General features: G+C 40.5%; 17 protein-coding genes and 1 other annotated feature. Of the genes, 13 read left to right on the top strand and 4 right to left on the bottom strand.

The window, feature by feature from the left end; genetic code table 11:
- The 4 genes from A5N88_RS12185 (at window position 1) to A5N88_RS12170 (ending at window position 4711) form a co-directional block, all read left to right on the top strand.
- Entirely contained in the window at window positions 1-1881 is a 1881-nt protein-coding gene (locus tag A5N88_RS12185; protein ID WP_066266361.1) for an ABC transporter ATP-binding protein, read from the top strand.
- A 376-nt stretch (window positions 1882-2257) separates the two neighbouring features.
- Window positions 2258-3031 carry a glucose 1-dehydrogenase gene (locus A5N88_RS12180; protein ID WP_066266359.1) on the top strand — a complete coding sequence of 258 codons (774 nt, stop codon included), beginning with the start codon at window positions 2258-2260 and terminating at the stop codon, window positions 3029-3031.
- A 20-nt stretch (window positions 3032-3051) separates the two neighbouring features.
- Window positions 3052-3552, top strand: coding sequence for a hypothetical protein (locus A5N88_RS12175; RefSeq protein WP_066266356.1), 501 nt, complete (start codon window positions 3052-3054; stop codon window positions 3550-3552).
- The gene (locus A5N88_RS12170; protein ID WP_083953134.1) at window positions 3542-4711 is read left to right on the top strand and encodes an alpha/beta fold hydrolase; all 1170 of its coding nucleotides are present in this window, start codon (window positions 3542-3544) and stop codon (window positions 4709-4711) included. The genes A5N88_RS12175 and A5N88_RS12170 overlap by 11 nt, the downstream gene beginning before the upstream one ends.
- 452 nt (window positions 4712-5163) lie before the next feature.
- Here A5N88_RS12170 and brnQ read toward each other — a convergent pair whose 3' ends face one another.
- Window positions 5164-6495, bottom strand: a complete 1332-nt coding sequence (brnQ, locus tag A5N88_RS12165; protein WP_066266354.1) for a branched-chain amino acid transport system II carrier protein — start codon at window positions 6493-6495, stop codon at window positions 5164-5166.
- A 108-nt stretch (window positions 6496-6603) separates the two neighbouring features.
- Window positions 6604-6840, bottom strand: a binding site (T-box leader).
- A gap of 217 nt (window positions 6841-7057) precedes the next feature.
- Between brnQ and A5N88_RS12160 the strand changes: the two genes are divergently transcribed.
- The 7 genes from A5N88_RS12160 (at window position 7058) to A5N88_RS12130 (ending at window position 13675) form a co-directional block, all read left to right on the top strand.
- Entirely contained in the window at window positions 7058-7291 is a 234-nt protein-coding gene (locus A5N88_RS12160; RefSeq protein ID WP_066266350.1) for a hypothetical protein, read from the top strand.
- Between the two features lie 534 nt (window positions 7292-7825).
- Window positions 7826-8728: an ABC transporter ATP-binding protein gene (locus tag A5N88_RS12155; RefSeq protein ID WP_066266347.1), complete on the top strand. Its 903-nt coding sequence runs from the start codon at window positions 7826-7828 to the stop codon at window positions 8726-8728.
- Entirely contained in the window at window positions 8729-9466 is a 738-nt protein-coding gene (locus A5N88_RS12150) for an ABC transporter permease (RefSeq protein ID WP_066266345.1), read from the top strand.
- Between the two features lie 7 nt (window positions 9467-9473).
- On the top strand, window positions 9474-10616 hold the full coding sequence (locus A5N88_RS12145) for a sensor histidine kinase (protein ID WP_083953133.1): 1143 nt from the start codon (window positions 9474-9476) through the stop codon (window positions 10614-10616).
- Complete coding sequence (locus A5N88_RS12140) at window positions 10613-11215, top strand: response regulator transcription factor (RefSeq protein WP_066266344.1); 603 nt, start codon at window positions 10613-10615, stop codon at window positions 11213-11215. The genes A5N88_RS12145 and A5N88_RS12140 overlap by 4 nt, the downstream gene beginning before the upstream one ends.
- An 82-nt stretch (window positions 11216-11297) precedes the next feature.
- Window positions 11298-11792 (top strand): GNAT family N-acetyltransferase, encoded by a 495-nt coding sequence (locus tag A5N88_RS12135; protein ID WP_066266341.1) that lies wholly within the window; start codon window positions 11298-11300, stop codon window positions 11790-11792.
- Window positions 11793-12616: 824 nt separating this feature from the next.
- Window positions 12617-13675 carry a PrsW family intramembrane metalloprotease gene (locus tag A5N88_RS12130; protein WP_066266338.1) on the top strand — a complete coding sequence of 353 codons (1059 nt, stop codon included), beginning with the start codon at window positions 12617-12619 and terminating at the stop codon, window positions 13673-13675.
- Between the two features lie 539 nt (window positions 13676-14214).
- Here the strand turns inward: A5N88_RS12130 and A5N88_RS12120 are convergent.
- The 3 genes from A5N88_RS12120 to A5N88_RS12110 all read right to left on the bottom strand — a co-directional run bounded on the left by A5N88_RS12120 (window position 14215) and on the right by A5N88_RS12110 (window position 16732).
- Window positions 14215-14598 (bottom strand): hypothetical protein, encoded by a 384-nt coding sequence (locus A5N88_RS12120; protein ID WP_066266335.1) that lies wholly within the window; start codon window positions 14596-14598, stop codon window positions 14215-14217.
- Between the two features lie 249 nt (window positions 14599-14847).
- Complete coding sequence (locus A5N88_RS12115) at window positions 14848-15906, bottom strand: lactonase family protein (protein ID WP_066266333.1); 1059 nt, start codon at window positions 15904-15906, stop codon at window positions 14848-14850.
- Window positions 15907-16519: 613 nt separating this feature from the next.
- Entirely contained in the window at window positions 16520-16732 is a 213-nt protein-coding gene (locus A5N88_RS12110) for a hypothetical protein (protein ID WP_066266332.1), read from the bottom strand.
- Between the two features lie 612 nt (window positions 16733-17344).
- Here A5N88_RS12110 and A5N88_RS12105 point away from each other — a divergent pair.
- Complete coding sequence (locus A5N88_RS12105) at window positions 17345-20101, top strand: dynamin family protein (protein ID WP_066266331.1); 2757 nt, start codon at window positions 17345-17347, stop codon at window positions 20099-20101.
- A gap of 418 nt (window positions 20102-20519) precedes the next feature.
- Window positions 20520-21692, top strand: a complete 1173-nt coding sequence (locus A5N88_RS12100; protein ID WP_066263701.1) for an IS256 family transposase — start codon at window positions 20520-20522, stop codon at window positions 21690-21692.
- Window positions 21693-22373: the final 681 nt, after the last annotated feature.

The raw sequence follows: 22373 nt of genomic DNA, 5'->3' as shown, positions 1-22373 counted from the left end.
ATGGCGAATGAAAATCAAAACAGGACCCAGCAGCCAGCCCCCGGCATGCCGGCCGTTCCGGGGAGACCTGGAGGATTTCGGGGACATGGGGGCAGAGGGGCTCCTGTTGTTAAACCTAAGAATTTCAAAGGAACACTAAGAAGGCTTTGGGCGTACTTCGGCAGAGAAAGGAAGCTTTTATCCATCATCTTTGTTTTTATCGTTGTTGATTCTGTGCTGACCCTCTCTGCCCCTTATTTGATCGGAAAGTCGATTGACGGCATGTCCGCCAATCATGGCAAAGTAGATTGGGGAATTTTAGACATTACAATCGTAAGCCTCTTTGCCGCTTATATTGGAGATGGTCTGCTGACTTTCCTGCAGGGCTGGTTGATGGCTGGAGTCGCACAGCGTATTGTCAAGAGCTTGCGGAAATCCCTTTTTGGAAAGCTTCAAAAGCTGCCTGTATCGTTTTTTGATACCAGGACCCATGGAGAATTAATGAGCCGCTTATCAAATGATATTGATAATGTAAACAACACTATTTCTCAATCCACGACACAGCTCATGTCAGGTGTTATTGTAATCGTTGGATCGCTTTTGATGATGCTAATCCTCAGCCCGCTTCTAACACTTGCCAGTCTTATTACGGTACCATTGGTCTTTCTTTTAACAAGAACGATTGCGAAAAAAACAAGTGTGATGTTTAAAAACCAACAGGTACAGCTGGGAAGGCTGAACGGTCATATTGAGGAAACCATTTCGGGTATCCATGTAGTAAAAGCCTTTAACCATGAAGAAAAAGCCATTCAGGAATTCGAGGATGTCAATGCGACTCTTCGGGAAGTGGGATTAAAGGCGCAGATCTGGTCCGGTTTTCTAATGCCAATCATGAACGCCATTAATAATCTCGGCTTTGCGATTGTTGCCATTGTAGGGGGGCTTCTGGCTGTAGAAGGGCATATTACAGTTGGGGTCATCGCGAGCTTTCTTAGCTATTCAAGGCAATTTGTCCGGCCATTAAATGATCTTGCCAATATCTTCAATGTCCTGCAGTCAGGTGTGGCAGGAGCTGAGAGGGTATTTGAAATTCTTGATGAAAAAGAAGAGCCTGAGGATATTCCAGGTGCAATAGAGTTGAAAAACCCTCGCGGAGAGGTTGTATTTGAAAATGTCAGCTTTGGTTATCGTCCGGAGGTGTCCATTTTAAAAAATGTTAGCTTTACATCTGGCAGCGGGAGCAGCACAGCTCTTGTCGGCCCTACCGGAGCTGGCAAAACAACGATTGTTAATTTATTGACCCGTTTCTATGACGTAACCGGCGGTACGATTTATATAGATGGAGTCGATATCAGAAACTACACAAGAGACAGTCTCAGGAAAAGCTTTGGCTTTGTTCTGCAGGATACCTATCTTTTTTCTGGAACCATTCGGGAGAATATAAAATACGGTAAGCCTGATGCAACAGATGAAGAAATCAAAGCGGCAGCAGCGGCTGCCAACGCCGACCTATTTATTAAGCGCCTGCCAAACCAATATGATACCGTATTATCCGAAAACGGCGGAAATCTCAGCCAGGGGCAGCGCCAGCTTTTAGCCATTGCGAGGGTTATTCTTGCGAGACCGTCCCTTCTTATATTGGATGAAGCGACAAGCAGTATTGATACCCGAACGGAGCTTCACATCCAGGATGCTTTATTAACGATTATGCAGGGGCGCACAAGCTTCATTATCGCCCACCGCCTTAATACCATCAGGGATGCCGATACCATTATGGTCATTAATCATGGTGAAATAGTGGAAAAAGGCAGCCACGACCAACTTTTGGGTCAAAAGGGTATTTATTACAACATGTTCTATAATCAATTCAAAAATATTGAAGCTGCTGCCGAAAGCAGCTGATGAACCCAAAAAAGCCTGCATGCATGCGGGCTTTTTTCTATAAATCTGAATGCAGATACTTTAGCATGGTAACGCAAAAAAGGGGTCAGACCCCTTTTTTGCGTTAATGTAGTAAAGAAATAGATAGACGGTTCTTTAGTTTGCTGCTTTCATAGATTGGATATGCAGCTTTTTTATCCGAGTCACAGTTTCCATGTTTCATCCATTATTGGAGGCTGGACTAAAATATGCTCGGGCAAACCGCTCAATTTGTACACGTCTTAATAAAGTCCTTTCTATAATATAAAGAATTAAAAATCTTAAAAAAATCAGGGTTTTAACTTTCATTAAAGCAAGATAGTCAGCACAGTATATTACTAGGAAGGGAGAAACCAGTATGGACTTATTTGAATTGTTTAATCTAAAAGGAAAAACGGCTATTGTCACAGGAGGCGGCAAAGGGCTTGGTGCACAAATGGCAGCTGCTCTCGCTGAAGCCGGTTCCAATGTTGTACTTTGCTCCCGCGACCTTAAAGCGTGCCAATCAATGGCCGAGTCATTGGAGTCTAGAGGAGTAAAGACCCTGGCTGTACAATGCGACGTAACAAAAAAGCAGGATATTCAGCATGTCATCGATGAAACATTAAAAGAATTTGGGCAGATCGATATCCTGGTGAATAACAGCGGAACCTCTTGGATTGCCCCTGCTCTAGAACTGCCTGAAGACAAATGGGACAAAGTCATGAATGTCAACATGAAGGCGGTCTTTTTATTTAGTCAGGCTGCTGCTAAAGCCATGATGGCACAGGGCAGCGGAAAAATCGTGAATATCGCTTCCGTTACAGGATTTGGAGGCACCCAGCCAGAGCTTCTCGATACCATTGCATACAACACAAGCAAGGGAGCAGTAATGACATTCACAAAGGACTTAGCTGCAAAGCTGGCAAGGCATAACATACAGGTGAATGCCATTGCTCCAGGATTTTTCCCTACTAAAATTAGTAAAAAAATACTTGAATCGAATACGGCCATATTAAAGCAAATACCGGCCAGACGTTTTGGCGATGATGACGATCTTAAAGGAGCGGTTGTATTCTTAGCCTCAAGAGCTTCGGATTATGTATCGGGCCATGTGCTGGTAGTAGATGGAGGCATAAGCAGCTTAGTTTAATAATGAGAGGGTGAGAGAGCATGAGCGATAATGACCATCAGGAATTGTATGATGACTTAAAAAAAATAGGTTTTAAACTGGAGCAGGAAATTAACGATTGGATCAAGGAAAACCTCAATCATGAAAAAGTGATTATAGGTGCAAGTGCGGCGGGGAAGTTCTATTCAGAAATGATAAAAAAACTTCATTACTATGCAAATTTTCTTTCCTTACAATTAAATTTCCCTACTAAGGACGATGTAGCCAATACTGCAAAACTCATCATTCAGGCAGAAGAAAAAATCGACCATCTGGAAGAACAGATCGACCAATTATCCAAAGCAATCGAAAGCATGAAAGGACAGTTAAAAGAACAAGCACCAGCTGAGAAACAGGATGAAGACACGTTTTCGTTTGTTAAAGATGAAATATTAAAAATGCACCTTACGCGTTGGAAAAAGAACAGCGATACATTTTTGAATCAGACATATAAGCAGCATTTGATACAGAAAAAAAGGAGAAAAGGAAGCGATGGAAGGTAAAGTAAATCGAAACCAGCACCATGAGGATCATGTGACAGGGGAGGCTGCAATTAACCAGGAGAGGATCTCCCCAGAAAAGGAAGAGAACAATGAAAATGCTTCTTTTACTTTCAGCACATTAGATTTCAAAAAAGAATACGCCAGGTGGAGAGGGTTCTTTAGTCATTGGCTGGATCCGGAGCCTGAAACAGCCAATACTCCGAGAGAGGCAGTTTGGAAGAAAAATAAAGCAGTTTTATGGTACTATCCTGCTGTAGAAAAAAAATACCGTACACCTGTGTACCTTGTTTATTCTCTTGTAAACCAGCCTGTTATTCTCGATTTGCAGCCAATTGGAAGCAAAATAAAGGCTTTTACAGAAAGCGGATTTGAAGTATACCTGCTTGATTTTGGTTCTCCCGGCTATGAAGACCGCGATATTAATGTGGATGATTATATAGTAGATTATATTCAAAAAGGAGCAAAACGGGTGCTGAAACATTCAGGTGCAGGCGAAATAAGTGTTATAGGCTATTGCCTGGGAGGAACCTTTGCAGCAGTTTATGCTGCTATAGCTGATGAGCCCATTCAAAATCTAGTGTTGATCGTTGCTCCATTTGATTTTCATTCAGTCCCATTTTTTGAGGAGTGGGCTGAGCCAATCAGATCGGGAAGAGTAAGCTTTGATGAAGTGATGGATTCACTTGGCGTACTGCCAGCAGGGTTCATCAAAGCGGGTGTTAGATTAATAACATCTCCAGTGTATTTCAGTCCCTATTTATCTCTCTTGAATAAATCCCACGATCCAGCATATGTAGAAAAATGGCGCAGATTTAATAGTTGGACAGAAGGACATATTCCTTTTACAGGAGCAGCCATGAAGCAGCTATTCAATGACTTTGCAAAAGAGAATAAGCTGATCAATGGAAACCTCACGGTGAGAGGGAAAAAAGTTGACCTAACAAATATTCATTCCAATTTACTTGTGGCATCCTCGCAATTCGACCGTCTTGTACCCCATGAACAAAGTGCTCCTATTATGGAATTGGTCTCAAGTACAGATAAAACCTACAAGCTTTTGGAAGGAGGCCATACCCATATGGTGGCAAAGGCTGGAAACCTGCCGGAATTTTTGGAAGAATGGCTTCCTCGGCGTTCAAATCCGATAAATACTTTATAAAGGAGAGAACAGCATGTATATACTATATTCAACGATGTGGAAAACACTCAGACCATGTTCGGAATATCTTGGATTTGCCGGAATTGTATTTAGTGACTACTTTAAAAGTTTATGATAAATTGTAAAGAAAAAAGATGGAAAGCTGCCTCGATCCGGGCCTTTCCATCTTTTTATTTCGAGATGCCAGCTACTAGCAGACTCCCTGTCTTCACCCTGCGATAAATCAACATCCAGTTTCCTTTATCCCCGACGAAGACCTTCAGTCAGCACGTCGCTAATCAGCACCTTCCGCTTTTCTATCTGTCCAGCTACAATCTGGAAGGATAAAAATCAATCCTTCCTTACCACCGGCTCGAGGGCATAAGACCGGCCATCCCATAGGTTAAAAGCAAACCTCCAGGATGGCCGGTTTATGCTGGCCGCCGGCAAACGGGCGATCTCCGCTTTTATTCTTACGATACATTGATTCCATTGTCTTTCCCCGGAAATAGTTTTGCTTCAATAAATCGGTAAGAAGCTCCAATTAGTATTCCGAAAATAGCAGGTGTGATCCAGCCTAAACCGTATGCCGAAAGAGGAAGCATGTCCAAAGCGGAGGAGAGGGTTCCAAGACTGATTCCAAAATCCTTCAGCCCGCTTGCGATTGCTGAAATCCCTGTAAAGAACATAGCTCCTCTATATACATGTTTGGACCCTCTGAAGCTGCGATGGAAAAAGGTTAATACTATTAAAACAATCGTTAAAGGATAAGCCATGCCAAGAAACGGTACAGAAACCTTTAAGATTTGCTCTAATCCAAGATTGGAAAACAAAAAGCCAACGATAGCGACTGTAAGGGTAATTCCTTTGTATGAAGCTTTTGGGACGAGCGCAGAAAAATACTGGCCGCACGCAGATGTCAGTCCCACTACCGAGGAGAAACAGGCTAATGTGAAGATAAGGCCTAACAGCCATTTTCCCTGCTGACCAAGAAACAGAGTAGAAGCGGCTGTAAGGATTTCAGTCCCAGATGCATATGTACCTGTACTTGCCATCCTAGCCCCAATTAAGCCAAGCGCCACATATACTAAAGCCAGTGCAGTTCCAGCAACGAGGCTGGATGCAAGAGTATACCTTGTAAGCTGTTTACGGTCTTTAACGCCTTTTTGTTGAATAGTGGTTAGGATAACAATGCCAAAGGCCAGGGCCGCTAGAGCATCCATAGTTGAATAGCCGTCAATGAAGCCCTTAAAGAAAGCTCCCTTGCTATAATTGAATGATGGTTTTTGCAATGAAGAGTGCAAATGGATAAATCCAGCTATACATAGGACAATCATAGCTAAAAGAAGAACCGGAGTAATCCACCTTCCCATGTACTTTTCCATTTTTTTTGGATTTAAACTAACAAAATAGACTAATGCAAAAAACAGGAAAGTAAATAGCAATAGAAATAAGGAAGATTCCTTTCCTCCAAGAAGTGGCTTGATGCCCATTTCATACGCAACATTGGCGTTTCGGGGAATGGCGAGAAAAGGACCGATGCACAAATAGACCACTACTGTAAAAATGGTGCTGAATAAAGGATGAACGCGTCTTCCGATGGTCTGAACGCCCCCTTTGACCAAAGAAACCGCAGCCAGCACTGCAAAGGGGAGCCCTACTCCTGTAACAATAAACCCTGCTATAGCCGGCCAATACGAGGTACCGGCATTTAATCCTAAGAATGGAGGGAAAATCAAGTTGCCGGCTCCAAAAAACATGGAAAATAACATAAGTCCGATAAATAAGGTGTCTTTTTTTCTCACTGTGCTCACTCCTTTAATTGTATTAAAAACAAGTGATATTCCGCAGCATTCATAGAGGGAAAATCAGTTTGAGCGTTAACAAAGCCAAAAATAAAAACCCGTCCCCAAAATAGGGACGAGTTATCTCGCGTTACCACCCATATTCCGCAAATTCATCTGCAGCTCTCAGTCACGTACATACATACGCCTTCCATGATAACGGAGGAATATCCGTCAAGGCTTACTTTCATTCGGCCTTGAATCTCAGAGATGATTTTCAGAGGTGTCTTGAACGCCGGCTTGCACCTTTTCCGGCTCTCTGGTGAACAAGGGTCACTTCTTACTCCTTCTCGTCAGCGATTGTAAAGATTATGGATAAGAATATCAGCCATTATTTGATTTGTCAATCAATTGAGGAGACTTAAAAAATTGGTAACTTACCTAGTCGGTTTACTTTACATATTGATTTTTGCTCCAATCTGCAATCGGAAAAATTAATCGAGGGTTTTAACTGAGCCATAAAGATTAATAATTTTTAAGAAGTTCAACAAACTAAAGGAAAAGCAGCTGGAAGGAGTTTTCTATGTCACATCACTATGAAGAATTTTTAAAAAGCAAAAATTGGTTCGATAAAGATTTGGATTCTCGATATATCCATCTCGGCCATCCCTATGCTATCTTGCTTTCGGAAAATGAGGGGCAAATTATGTTAAGGGGAGAAGCGGGGACCGACCATGGCTGGAATGGTGAGGAGATATTTACTTTTACGGCTTTGCATGAGCTGCAGGAGTGGTTTGAAGAAAATATTGGCGAGTAGATTCTCACATAAGTAAGGTAATCATTCATTAGTATGGGAATATTTAAGGCCGATAAAAAGGCTATTTGAGACAAGCTGAACGCAATTTTAATTGTTAGGCTTTGTTAAAGAATACTGTTGTTTTTTAGCTCATTTGTGTGAAACGGCCGTTTCACACGCCTTTCAGCACAGCTGAAAGATTACATTAAAGAAAGGAACCAAAAGCAAACAAGTTTGCTTTTGGTTCCTTTCTTTAATGTAAAATGAGCAAAAAACGAGGAGTTATCAACATTGAAATTTAACACAGCCAATTGTTAAAAGTGTTAAGTTGAAATTTACAGATTGCTTTTGCCAAATAGCCCTTTATTTATTTTTCCTTAAGGCTGTTTTCGCATAAAAATGAAACAGTACCGCTTAGTATTCACAAATAAACAGGAATAAATCTTCATGATGAAAATGACAATTGTCATTTAAAAGACATGACATTATTGACTTAAATGCTTTCATTATTCCATTTAAACTTAAGCTATAAGTTGACACGGAGGTAGATGGTTGATGAGAGAAATAGTATCTGTGAAAAATGTAAGTAAAATGTTTCATGGGAAGAAAGCGGTGGACGATGTTTCCTTTTCAATTAAACAAGGAGAGGTCACTGCAATCCTGGGACCGAATGGAGCAGGAAAATCAACGACGATTCATATGCTTCTGGGGCTTGTACATCCTTCTGAAGGAGAGGTTGCTTTATTCGGGCAGCGCCCGGATTTAAAAGAAGTGCGAGAAAAAATCGGAATTATGCTTCAGGAGGTCAGTGTAATGCCTGGTTTAAAGGTAAGTGAATTACTGGATCTGGTGCGCCATTATTACCCCGAGCCGCTGGCGATGGAAGACCTGGTCCGGTTAACAGGTCTGACAGAGTCTGATTTAAAAACAATGGCAGAGAAGCTTTCAGGCGGGCAAAAGCGCAGGCTGAGCTTTGCCCTTGCCTTGGCTGGTAATCCGGATTTAATTGTTTTGGATGAACCGACAGTAGGAATGGATACCATTGCAAGAAAGTATTTCTGGGATACAATTCATGCACTTGCCCATCAAGGAAAAACCATTATTTTTACTACACATTACCTTGAGGAAGCAGATGATACAGCCGGCAGAATCCTTTTATTTAAGGAAGGGAGAATGATTGAGGATGGATCTCCAGAGCAGATAAAAGCAAAGCTTAAGAAAAAAACGATATCCTTTATTGTCGATCCCTCCGTTTCACTGGAAGCTTTTTTAAAGGTATCGGGTGTTAAGCATATTTTTCGGAGAAACGGCAGGGTTATTATACACACAGACGATACGGACAGAATCCTTTATCTTCTGTTTGAAGAAAAAATAGGAGCGCGCGATATCCAAATTGAAAGCGGAAAACTCGAAGAGGCATTTGAACAATTAACGGTAAGTCAAAAGGGGGCCATTTAAATGAAAGCTCTGCAGCTGCAATGCAAGGCGGAGATGAAGAGAGTGCTCCGCAATCGATACTTTGTATTTTGGTCATTGTGCATGCCTATTTTGTTCTATTTCATTTTTACAAGGGTGGTGAACACAGGAGCGTCCAATCAAACAGAGTGGCAGGCTCACTATTTAATGTCCATGACCGTTTTTAGTGTAATGGGTTCTTCCATTATGACACTGGGAATACGAATGGTACAAGAGCGTACCCAGGGCTGGTCGACGTATATGAGACTGACTCCGCTTCCGGATAATGTCTATTTCTTTGCGCAGATGATGGGCCAGACCGTAATCCACATGCTTTCCATTGTCATTATATATATTGCCGGAGCACTTATTAATCATATCCACCTGACCTTTGCGGAATGGGTGCTCAGCGGTTTGTGGATTTTGATCGGATCCTGCCCTTTTCTTGCACTTGGAACCGTCATTGGCAGTATGAAAAAAGTGGACACTGCTGCAGGAATCAGCAATATCCTTTACATGGCCCTGGCTGTTTCAGGAGGGCTATGGATGCCTTTAAGCGTAATGCCAAAAACGATGCAGCGGATTGGCGAATGGCTGCCTTCTTACAATTTCGGAAATGGTGCCTGGGACATCATTCAGGGACATTCTCCTGAATGGAAAAATATGATTATTCTGGTGTTCTACTTTGTCTTTTTCATGCTATTATCAAAATATATTAGAAGAAAACAAGAAGCGGTGTGATGAATGCATGTTGAAAAACCGGATAAAAGGTTTTCAAGCTTTTCCTCCAAGAATGGGAATTTTGCCGTATGTATTTCTGTGCTATTTATTAATGCCTGCATTTTATATATGGCAGGCATCCTTTCTGAAGGAAGTACTGGGCTTTGGCTTGCTTGCTGTATTTATTTGGTCCTATCGCAAACTGTATTTTTTGGATTCTAAAACCTGGAATTTTTCGGTATGGCTGGGTATACAAATGGCCATCATTCTTGTTTTTACGTTTTTTTACAATCCAGGCTGCCTTTTTTTAGGCTTTTACCCTGCAAATTTTATCGCATACTTCAAGGATAAAAAGAAATTTAGAAGATGGCTTATTGGTTTGTTCTTTATATTAATATTACCTTTAATCTATTTTGAAATAGCTTATAAGGTTGAAGGGATCTGGTATTTCATTCCGTTTTTCATTGTGATGCTGGCCACTCCTTTTGGAATGCGGTCGATGTATGCACGCCAGGAACTGGAGCAGAAGCTTGATCAGGCGAACGAACAAATTAAAGAGTTGGTGAAAAGGGAGGAGCGCATACGGATTGCCCGTGATCTCCATGATACGCTTGGCCATACCCTTTCACTCATTACGTTAAAAAGCCAGCTTGTCGCAAAGCTTGCTATTATGGATCCCCAACGGGCACAGGCTGAAGCGAAGGAAATAGAAAAAACCTCAAGGGCGGCCTTAAAACAGGTTAGGGGGATGGTTTCTAATATGAAGGCGGTATCCCTTTCAGAAGAGCTTTCACAGCTGCAGCAGATATTCCTGGCAGCAGGGATTGATTATGAAACAGCAGGCAGGCTTGATTCAGTCAGCATTCCTCTTCTCTATCAAAATATGATCAGTATGTGTATAAGAGAGGCTGCGACTAATATCGTTAAGCACAGTTATGCTACAGGATGCAGAATTACAATAGAGCAAACAATGGATCGTCTTTTTATTCAAATTAAGGATAACGGTGTGGGATTTGGGAACAGGGCAAATGCAGGTAACGGATTGATGGGAATGGAGGAAAGGCTTGCCTTAATTGATGGAGAAGTTCAATGCTTCAATGATTCGGGAGCAGTCGTACAGCTGAATATCCCCATTGTACAAAAAGCGAAGAAGGAGGACTCTGCAGGATGATTAGATTATTTATCGCGGAGGACCAGAGAATGCTGCTGGGTGCACTGGCATCTTTGCTGGATCTTGAAGGGGATATGCAGGTAGTGGGACAGGCGCAGAATGGCGAGGATGCCCTTGCTTCTATTATGAAGCTCCAGCCTGATATTTGTCTAATGGATATTGAGATGCCTTTACGAAGCGGGCTTGAAGTTGCCGAGGAGCTTTCAAAACAGTCTTCTTCAGCAAAAGTGATTATTCTTACCACTTTTGCACGGCCGGGATATTTCGAACGTGCAGTAAAAGCAGGCATTCATGGTTATTTGCTAAAAGACGGATCTGTCGATGAACTGGCAGATTCTATTCGAGGAGTAATGAAGGGAAAAAGAATTTTCAGCCCGGAATTAATGTTTGAGGCGATAAGGGAGGAAAATCCGCTTACACAAAGGGAACAGGAAATCCTCATCATGGCTGCTGATGGAAAAACCACAAAGGAAATGACTTCGCTTTTATTCTTATCATCTGGCACCATTCGAAACTATATGTCTGAAATCCTTCAAAAACTCAATGCCAAAAACCGGATAGAGGCAATAAGGATTGCAAGAGGCAAAGGCTGGCTCTAATGGATTTACTGGCAGCTGCTGTCACAGCTGTTGTAAATCAGAATTTATTGGTAAAAAAAATTAAATAAAGGGGATGGAAGCGATGGTTTCTATTAGGGAACTTGCAGAAAATGAGCAGGTGTTTTTAATGGAGATGCTCTATGAATCAATGTATATTCCTGAAGAAAAGCCTCCCAAAGAAGTTCTTCTTAAACTGCCACATTTAAAAAATTACAGTGAGGGGTGGGGAAGAAAAGGTGATCGGGCACTTATTGCAATAAATAATGATGACGAGGCTATAGGGGCAGCGTGGTACCGCTTATTCAGTGAAACTGAAAAAGGATACGGCTTCGTAGACGTTTGTATTCCTGAACTGGGGATTGCGCTAAAAGAAGAAGCAAGAGGAATGGGGGCAGGCACTAAGCTGATGGAAGCGATTCTTTTACAGGCAAAAAGAGACGGATACGCTGCCCTATCCCTAAGTGTTGATCCCGCAAATCATCAAGCAGTTCACTTGTATAAGAAGCTGGGATTTATAGAGTGCGGAGCTTCAGGGACATCCATTACCATGTTATGTTCACTTGCTGAAAAATCATAGCTTTGGAATGACATTCCTATGAAGACTAATGCCTCCTAATTGGAGGCTTATTTTAGAGAAAAGCATAGAATTTTTATTAAAATAATATTTAACCAATGTAATCTCTGTCTAGCTATTGGCTAGCGAAATTTCTGCGTCTCCTCCCTCCGATAAGTCCATATCAGCACGTGAACGGCCTCGCTTTGTTCCCTTTATCTCAATCAAAGACTATGAAATCCGTACGCCGATGAGCAAGGCGAGTGCTCTTTTCTTAAGGTTGTTTTCGCATAGATTGTTGCTTTACGTACAAAGGATTATTCCATGTATTGTTTGTCTTTGTGGCATTTTTTCATATGCTATTCACATGTTTTAATACTGAACATATATTTAAAATGATATTTTTGTGCCCAATAGCAACAAAGTTTACGAAAAGAGCCTTTCTTAAACATCCTCCTTTTGCAATCAAATAGTGAGGTCTGGGAGAGGACAGCCGATTGGAGCAATAAAGTTGGAGCAGTTTGGCACTGTCTCTCTTCAATGAAGGGAACAAAGGATATGGCTTCGTGGAACCTTGCATTCCAGAGATCATACATCCCTTAATTAACACTTGGGCAATAGAAAGTAAAATAGTTCTATTCTGTTCCGGTCTTTTTATTTGTGAAAATTATGAAAATTGACAAGGCCTACAATTGGTCCAGTTTGACGCTTGTCACCCTTCCTCTAGACGAAACGGTTTCAAAAAGAGAAATTATAAATAAAGTAGGAAAATTTGTGGAATATTACTATCGTTTACTATCAATAGGTACGAGCATTGCATTAAACTGAGTCCTGAGGAGGAAAGGAATTTGAAGTGCACGAATTGTGACTATTCCAACCATGATGAAGTATCGTTTTGCGTAAATTGTGGCGAGAGGTTTTTAAAAAAGAATAACGGTGAGGATGAAAACAGTTTTTTTTATGAGTTTGCTCATTATGTAGATTTTGTGCCAAAATCGGAAAGGTCGATTCAGCCGAAATTCCATAACATATTTTCGCGGGTCTTCCGTAAACACAGCAATTTGGAAGCTGAACGTTTGTTTATCGTAGGAACTGCTCTCACAACGCCTAAACTCTCGGAAGTAAAAGACACATGGCCTAAACCTTGGCTTTTTTCCAGAGTATTCATCATAGCACTTCTGATTTTTGCAGGTTTTTATATAGGCCTTAATTATTTTAATAATGTAAATTTTTTGCCTGGATTGATTATTGTGGGTGCCTTTGCTGTGCCATTTACAATACTCATCTTCTTTTGGGAAATGAACGCTCCGCAAAATATTGCCTTTTATCAAGTGATTTATTTCGTGTTTATTGGAGGGATTCTCTCCATGTTGGCGGCACTCGTGTTTTTTGATATATTAAAACACAATACCAATCCCATTGCGATTGGCATAGTGGAAGAAACAGCCAAAACTGTAACGGTGATTATGTTTGTACGGTTCCGTAAATACAAATATATTCTAAATGGTCTTCTCATAGGGGCTGCCATTGGGGCGGGTTTCTCAGCTTTTGAAACATCCGGATATGCTCTTAGGGCACTTCTCTCCGGAGGCGGACCGAACCTCTACAACACCATCCTATGGCGATCCATCTTTGCCCCGGGAGGGCATGTTGCATGGGCGGCTTTGACCGGTGCAGCATTCTGCCGATCAAAAAGGGACCGACACTTCAAATTTAACATGCTGTTAAATTTTAAATTCTTACGTGTCTTTATCTTAGTGGTTGCCATGCATGCGATTTGGGACTCCCCGACCCTCGGGATGTATCCCCTTGTCCAGCTTTTTTTAATGGTTATTTCCTGGGTGGTTGTTTTCCTGTTCATTCGAGCAGGTCTTAAGGAAATTGGGAAAAGAAACTTAGCGGTCTAACCGCGCGGGAACTGCGATATAGCCAATCACTAATTAATTCATATTGATCATTTAGCCCCCTCAGAACGTAATTCTTCATCTGATAAATCATAAATAATTAGTAGCATTATTTATGAATAGCCAATACCACATGAATAGTAGTGATTATTTAAAACTTCACCTTTTTGTGGGGATGAAATTTAAAGGGCATATCCCTTTCTTTAAAGAGTTCCATTTTTGAGGTGCTTTTCTGAAAAATTCGCATCAACATTAGAATCGTTTTAACATGACAAAGGTCATAAAAAGCAAAACTCGCCATTGTAAATTGGCGGGTCTTTTTATTGCCAAGCACCTGATCTTAATTTAGCCAGCACCAGTGTGTTTAAGTACAATTGTTTCAATATTCATTAACCATTTATAAAGGAGTAATTTTACGTAAAAATCACCGATTTCACCAGAGCCAAAAAAAAGCCATTCCACATTTTCAAAGGGAATTCTGGTTTTTTCTACAAAAATTGCCCGGGGAATATGGGAAAGGTTTGTTTGCCTGCTCGATGTATTCAACAATGAAAAGAATACCAAGTACCAAAGCTTACCTGGCAAGGCTGATTGGCAGCCTTAAATGCTTCTTCATAAGGATTGTAATGTAAAGCTTCTTTAAAAGAAATTCTTTCAGATAAACTGCCGGTTTGGTGATTCATATGGCTTTTTATATAATCAAATGGGCAGCTGCTTTTGGTGTTATTTCTGTGTACAGTGAGTTTCCATGAAGAAATATTTAGAACAGAATTCAGTTCTAAATATTTTCCAAAGTACAGGAAGAAACAAAAACCATAGGAAGGCAGAGATGTTGTGCTGGAAAAAAATGATAAGGATTGGAAAAGCCCTATTGCAGATAGAATTTTGGAAACCTGGGGATATGAAATGGGCAGCGTTTTTTTCATTCGGGCAGCTTCTAATTTTTGTGTTTGTTTTTAAAAAGGTTGCTATAGGAGGTTTCTCCGATTCATTCATTCTGATGATAGAAAAAAAGGAATACATTGAAGCAGAAATAAATCTGCTTATCAAAAGATAACAGGTATTGTATGAAAACCTGTGATTTGCTTAAGAACAGGTGCCAGATGGAAAGCACACTGGTTTATTCATTGCGATAGCAGATAAAGCCTGGATAAATGATATCCAGGCTTTACTCATTAATAATTTAAGAATTTCACACAAACTGGATAAGGAACTACTGCATCAGATTGAAGAACAGAAAGTTTTCCTGATTCCGTATTGCGTGAGTACAAAACAAGATTACCGGATTCTTCGTTAGAGGCAACAAGGAATTGTTCCGTTGGATCAAACTCAAAGTCCCTTGGCCAGTTCCCTTCTGTAGAAGTGATTTCCACAAGTTCAAGCTCTCCGTTTCCTTCATGGATCCGGAAGACAGCAATACTGTTATGTCCTCGGTTGGCAGCATAAACAAATTTTCCATCAGCAGAAACATGAATGGCACTGCCCTGATTATTTTCTGTAAAGTCTGCTGGAATGGTTGAGATATATTGAACTTCTTTAAAGCTTCCATCTTCTTCATTATATTGAAGGGCAATGACTTCTGAGCTTAGCTCTGTCATGACATATGCAAATTTTCCGTTTGGATGGAATTCCAAATGGCGGGGACCGCTTCCTGCTTTAACCGTTAGTCTGTGGGCGTGCTTTAGCACCCCTTCTTTTACTTCATATGTATCTATTGCATCTATTCCTAAATCAATTGCTGCAACATATTTTTCATCTGGTGTAAAACCGGAATAGTGGGCATGGGGTTTTTCCTGTCTGTCTTTGTTTGGGCCGCTTCCCTGATGCTCATCGACAGAAAGACGAGGCTCTACTTTTCCATTGTCTTTTACTAAATAAGATTCAATGGTTCCTTTATGGTAATTAGCAGTTACAATCGTGCTGTTATCATGCTTTACACTGATGTGGCAAGGGGATGCGCCTTCAAGAAGCTGCTTGCTTAAAAATTCAAGCTCTCCCGTTTCTGAATTAACTGAGTAAGAGGAAACACCGCCTGAGCCCCCATCTTTTTCGACAGCATACAGATATTGGTTATCTGGGCTGATGGTTAAGTAGGTAGGGTTGCCAAGCTCAGCGACCGCTTTTACATCTTCAAGCTTTTTTGTTTCTGTATTAAATGTAAAAGTATAAATGCCTTTGCTGTCCCCTTTTGTGTATGTACCAATAAATCCTCTAAATGTTTTGCCTGTAGCCATTTTTACGCTCCTTTCGGTTACTTCTAATTCTGTAGGGGTATTCTTTTGCCTGAATGATAGGGAATACCTAGAAAGAAAACCATTATTATAGAAGGAATTCTCACATTGTGTAGACATTATAGCATATCTTTTCTTGATTCCTTCATGAAAAGCTTGTAGCAATAAGAGTACGGTTGAATTCCTCATAAGAATACCCGACAAACATGTGTTTTTACATAGCAGTATTGTTTACCCTGAAAAATGTTTCTATACACTTTCCCTAAGACAAAATCAGAGCATTAAAGCGGCCTTAATGGACTTCTGCATCATATAATGGTGCTTAAAACAAATGAGACCGTCCTATTGTTTACCTAAGCTTTTACGAATTTGCCACCCGGGTTTCAACAAATCTACTATAGTTTCTATTTCAATAAGGCTCTTTTAATTTTCTATGAGGCTGTCCCAAAAGTTCCAATACTTATCAAGTGACCATGGGGAGAGCAACTTTATCAAGCTAGTTGATTTCCACTGCAGGCACTGTTTCCACGGGCGGCGGAGTCTCATGCTTTCCCTTCAATCTACTTTTCATATAGAGCAATATTGGGATTGAGCTGAAACCTTGGTTTTGCACCGATCATCCTGCTGGGTTGCTTTCCGCTGCAGGCATTCGTTTTCCGCGGGCAGTCGGGAAGTTTCCTCGTCGCAAGTTCCAGCGGGGTTTCCCTAAGGCCAGCTTATCCCGCAGGAGTCTCGCGCCTTCCGCTCCAATCAACGTTTTTAGTTGAATCATAATTTGGAGTGTACAAAGATAGGCAGCGTTCTGATCATCCTGCCAGTTGATTTCCACTCCGAATACTTGCTTCCCGCGGCATAAGTAGAAACTATTTGACACAAATTAAAAATGTGCGTTCAGTATTAAAATTTGTAAATAGCTTCTTAAAGGTGCCACGAAGAAAGACAACATACGGAATGATGCAATGTACGTAAAGCTACAAGCTAAGAAACGTCTTTAACTGCAAAACAGATTCTTCACACCTTTCAGAGCGTTTATTGATATAGGAAAAAGGTTATTAAAAAAGAAAGAATTATACAGCTTGAAAAGATGGTAAGGCAATTATTTGTAAAGAAATGAAGAAGAATATTTAATTTCTTTACAAAATCTGTTGAATTTTGTCGCTGAAATGAAAGTAAAATGAAACTTTTGCCCCATTAAAACTTTGTTAAAATGTAAGGATAGAGTTTGGAGAGATGAAAAAGGATAAGGCTCCATTCGTAAAATTTGTTGTGATTCGATAAAATGATTATAAGATTAGGTTTGAATTTGTGATTAGTCTGTGAAAAGTTGCAGTGAAAACGGAACATCACGTAATTTATTTATCGTACGAAAAGCAGCAATCTATGCGAATACAGCCTAGATTATTAAAGGATGTTTATTGAAATCGATAATCGGGGGATCAAAATGACGATTGAGAAGCAACTAATCAATAAGACTTATTTTGAAAGGTTTGTAGAAGAGGCTGAAGGCAGCCATCCGGTGCAGATCCTTGGAAATGCATATATGGAAGAACAGCAAAAAGAAATGTCTGATTTGTCATATATCCGTTATGCACAAGGAGAGGTATATTTTCATAACCGAGATTATGAAGCCGCCATTTTTAAATGGGAAAACATTAGGAATGAGCTGGAGCCCTGGGCAAAGAAAAATATGGCTGATGCCTATTTAGAATTAAATTTGCTGCAAACAGCTGAGGATGTATACAAATCCGTTACATCTGTCAATGTAGATTTGAATACAGAAGTGTCCTTACAGCTTTTCTCCATATACATAGAGCAGGGCAAATTAGACACTGCCGTCAGGGAAATTAAAGGGACCATTTCCTTGAATCCTGATTATCCAAATGTGACCGATATTGCACGATCTTTCTTTGCCGAACAAAAAGATTGGAAAAATGCAGTTGAGCTTGCTGTCAACGAGGCACTGCGTACGGATTCAGTCCAATGGTTTGATACACTGAAGTCTTATATTGATAAGGGATATACCGCGGAATTGCCTCCGGGTTATTTTGATGAGGTTTTATTAAAGCTTTATGACATAGATCAAATCCGTTTTGAACAGCTGGTTCTTTCTTTATGGGAAAGCTACAGGCAAAATGGCAACTATTTTGCCTGGATTAAAGGATTTAACCGTCTTTTTATGCCGCTTGAAACCAATCATTACGATTCATGGAATCAATTAACTAAGGTTTACTATGATGATTATGTTGCTTTTATCAGCGGAAGCTACTTAATGCGTGATTTGCAGGATATCATACCTGATTATCTCGTTAATTGGCTGAAAATCTCTACAGCTTCAAACGCCCTTATTGCATCAGCAGCTGTTTTATCATGGGGAGAGCTATTCGAAGGCAGCATCAGCTTATCGTCCGTACAGGAAGCTGAAAAAATTCTCATGCAGTCAAATGAACAAATCGATGTCATAGGAGATGCTCTTGATCTCTTTGATGTATTGAATATATGGGCTGCTAAGCATGATCTATCTGCAGGTCATAGGCTGGAATGGATCATTCAGGAGCTTGCTGACGTAAATGCTAAGCACGCATTGGTTGCTGGTGCATCAAACAGCGGGCAATCGGCATTTATTAATTCAGTATTGGGAGAAGATTTGTTGGAAATGCCTTCATCTACTGTCATCGTCCTTAAAAATCATGAAGAGGCAGAGATGAATGAGGTAACGGATAGCCAAATTAATCCCATTTCCTCTCTGGATGATTTTGATCAAATAACTGCGTTGAATGCAAGAAATGATGCAGAGAATGCATTGATAGAATTTAAAATTCCGTCTGCCTTTTTAGAGGAAAATGGCGCAGTTTTAGTTGATATTCCGCCTTTTAACGAAAATAGAAGACATCGCATGGAACTGTTCGATTATTTGCCGATGGCGGATAGTTTGCTGTTTATCTTAAATCCGGATACTCCATTAACGGATACAGAATGTGATCTTTTACTTCAGGTGAAAGAAAGACATCCGTTGCTGCCAGTTTTATTTATTTTAAATCAAACCGAAAGCACCATTAATGAACAGGAAATGCTTCAGGTACTAGAAGATACGCGTTCTAGGGCTGCAGCCTATTTTCCTAATGCAAAGGTCGTTGCTTATTCTTCCCGCAATGCCAGCAGTACGCAGCTTCTGGAAATTACGCGGTTCATTCAGTCTCAAATACATGAAAGATATGCCTCTCAGGAAAGAGCAAACAAGGTACTATATTTTGTGAGAAAGGCGATTTCTACCATTTTGGAGACCCGTGTAAAAATAGAGAACCAGCTTTCAGATACAATTAAGTGGAATAAAGAAATGGTGTCTAAAATTAATGGTGCCATTCATCAAGTAGGAGATATGGAAAAAGAGAAAAACTACGTAATAAAGAAATCCTTCCGTAATATCATTGAGGAGACTAAGCAGGAATTAAAGGATGAAATTCCAAAAATTTTGCGCGGATCCTCAGAATATATTACAGAAGACAGTGATTTCCGCAAGATACATTTACAGTTGAATGAGGAAATGAATAAAAGAGTCCATGTTTACTTACAGGAAACGGTATTGCCGAAATTCTATCAATCCATTCAGGGATGGATTGCATCTTCCAATGGAGAACTTTATCAAGCACAAACATATTTAGAAGAAATGAGCGAGAGCTTTAACGCTCTTTATGGCGAAGAGCGGATTGCGCTTGAATGTGACTTCAAGATCCTGGATGATTGGCGGAGAGATGCTGACAGGATGACTAGCGGTCTACATCTTGAAAAAGTAAATATTTTGCTTCGCCATACACCATCTCAAATTCTGCTGAAGAGTGCAGGGAAATTATTTGGCAGCCTGGGACAAAACAAAGCCATGCTTTATACAAGGTATAAAAGATTTGTAGAAAATGAGGACTATCAGGAAGCAACGGCTTCCATCACCGATAAGTTTCTTCAGCAGTTTGAGTTATTTGAACAGGCGCTTGCCCGTGATATAACCATGTTCTTCAGAAATTCTTTGAATGTACTGAATCAAAATGTGGAGCAGGCTAAGCGTGAAATTACGAAAGACGAAGACATGCTCGAAAAAATGAATGCAAATCCTGAAGTATACCGTGATCCGCTGACTCTGTTTGAGCTAAGAGTGCGCCAATATGAGTGGGTAGCAGAAATGGGCAAAATCATAGAGTATGCTTAATAGAATGATGAATGAAAAGAGGACGGTGCTGCCGTCCTCTTTTTTTGAGGAAGCCGTGTATTAATGATAGGCTTTATCGCTGGTGTAAGGACTTATACCGAGAATAAAAGGTGATAAGAGTCCTTCATCGCGGGTATGAAGAATAATTCGCAAGAATAAAAGGTGGTGAAAGTCCTTCATCGCAGGTGTGAAGGACTTTTCGCGAGAATAAAAGGTGGTAAAAGTCCTTCATCGCAGGTATGAAGAACTTTTCGCGAGAATAAAAGATGATAAAAGTCCTTCATCGCGGGTATGAAGAACATTTCGCAAGAGTAAAAGGATTAAGTCTATATAATTGTGTAAAAAGAAAAGGGCCATATCAGCCCTCCATGTTACAATGTTTTTCTACCACGAAAAAACATAACAGGAGGACATGATAATGACCCAAATTAATTTTACACTAGACTTCGATAAACTTAAAGAGGAGATCGGAAAATCAGATCTAAACGATATTGTGAAATCCTCTATTGTCCTTGTATTGAATCAATATATGGAAATGGAAAGAGATCGCTATATACAGGCAAATTCCCATGAGCGTTCATCAGAACGGACCGATTATCGAAATGGATACTATGAGAGAGAAATGATTGTGAACGTTGGAAAAATCCGTCTTAAAGTGCCTCGGACAAGAAATGGCGAATTCGCTACGGACGTCTTTGAGAAGTATGCAAGATGTGATAAGGCTTTGCTTTTGTCTATGCTGGAGATGGTCGTAAACGGGGTGTCCACTCGTAAAGTCACGAAGATTATGGAAGAGCTTTGCGGAGAATCTATCTCAAAGTCCATGGTCTCTAATCTAACCAAAAAGCTGGATCCATTGGTGAATGACTGGGCAAACAGGCCTTTAAATGTCATGTACTTCCCCTATCTTTTCGTGGATGCCATGTATATTAAAGTTAGGGAGCACAATAAGGTTGTCTCTAAGGCGGTCTACATCGCGATGGGTGTCAACGAACAAAACAAACGTGAAATCATTGGGTTAAAGGTGGATCATTCCGAAAGTGAAACAAACTGGAGAGAATTCTTTGAATCCCTTAAATCCAGAGGTCTTCAGTCACCAAAGTTAATTATTTCAGATGCTCATCAGGGGTTGAAAGCTGCCATTACCAAAGCCTTCATTGGCACCAGTTGGCAACGTTGTACCGTACACATGTTGAGAAACATGATTCAAACCATGCCCCGTAAGGACTCGAAAGAGGCACGCTCTCAATTAAAGGCGATCTTTAAGTCCTCTAATTTGGAAGAGGCTAAAAAGCTTAAAGACGAATTTATGGCCACATATGAAGAACAAAAGGGATACCAAAAAGCCATTCTTATTCTAGACGAGGGCTTTGATGATGCCACACAATTTTATACAGAATCAGAGGACTTCCACATCCATCTCCGTACGACAAACGTGCTGGAGAGATTAAATTCAGAGATTCGACGGCGTGAACAAGTGATTCGGGTTTTCCCCAATCACCAGTCTGCCTTCCGCTTAATTGGAGCTGTACTGATGGACTATGCCGATACTTTAGATCTAGGTAACCGAAAATTCCTGCATCCTCAATAAGGACATTTTATTAAAAGCTTAACTAGGAAAGCTAGAGTAAGAAGATTTTGATTGAGGAGGGGGCTAGCCCCCTCCTCAACCAAAACCCCATACTCAGACGTATATTCGTGGTATCCATTGAACATGCTTTTTACACATAATAGTGGACTTGACTAGTAAAAGGTGATAAAAGTCCTTCATCGCAGGTATGAAGGACTTTTCGCAAGAGTAAAAGGTGATAAAAGTCCTTCAACGCAGGTATGAAGGACTTTTCGCGAGAATAAAAGATGATAAAAGTCCTTCAACGCAGGTGTGAAGGACAATTCGCAAGAATAAAAGGTGGTGAAAGTCCTTCAACGCAGGTATGAAGGACTTTTCGCGAGAATAAAAGGTGGTAAAAGTCCTTCATCGCGGGTATGAAGAACATTTCGCAAGAGTAAAAGGTAATAAAAGTCCTTCATTGCGGGTATGAAGAACTTTTCGCGAGAATAAAAGATGATAAAAGTCCTTCATCGCAGGTGTGAAGGACAATTCGCGAGAATAAAAGGTGGTAAAAGTCTTTCATCGCAGGTATGAAGAACTTTTCGCGAGAATAAAAGATGATAAAAGTCCATCATCGCGGGTATGAAGAACATTTCGCAAGAGTAAAAGGTGATAAAAGTCCTTCATCGCAGGTATGAAGAACTTTTCGCGAGAATAAAA

The sequence above is a fragment of the Heyndrickxia acidicola genome (assembly GCF_001636425.1).
Lineage (GTDB): Bacteria > Bacillota > Bacilli > Bacillales > Bacillaceae_C > Bacillus_AE > Bacillus_AE acidicola.
Note: the sequence above shows the minus strand (reverse complement) of the source record. Positions and strands in the feature narration are given on the sequence as shown.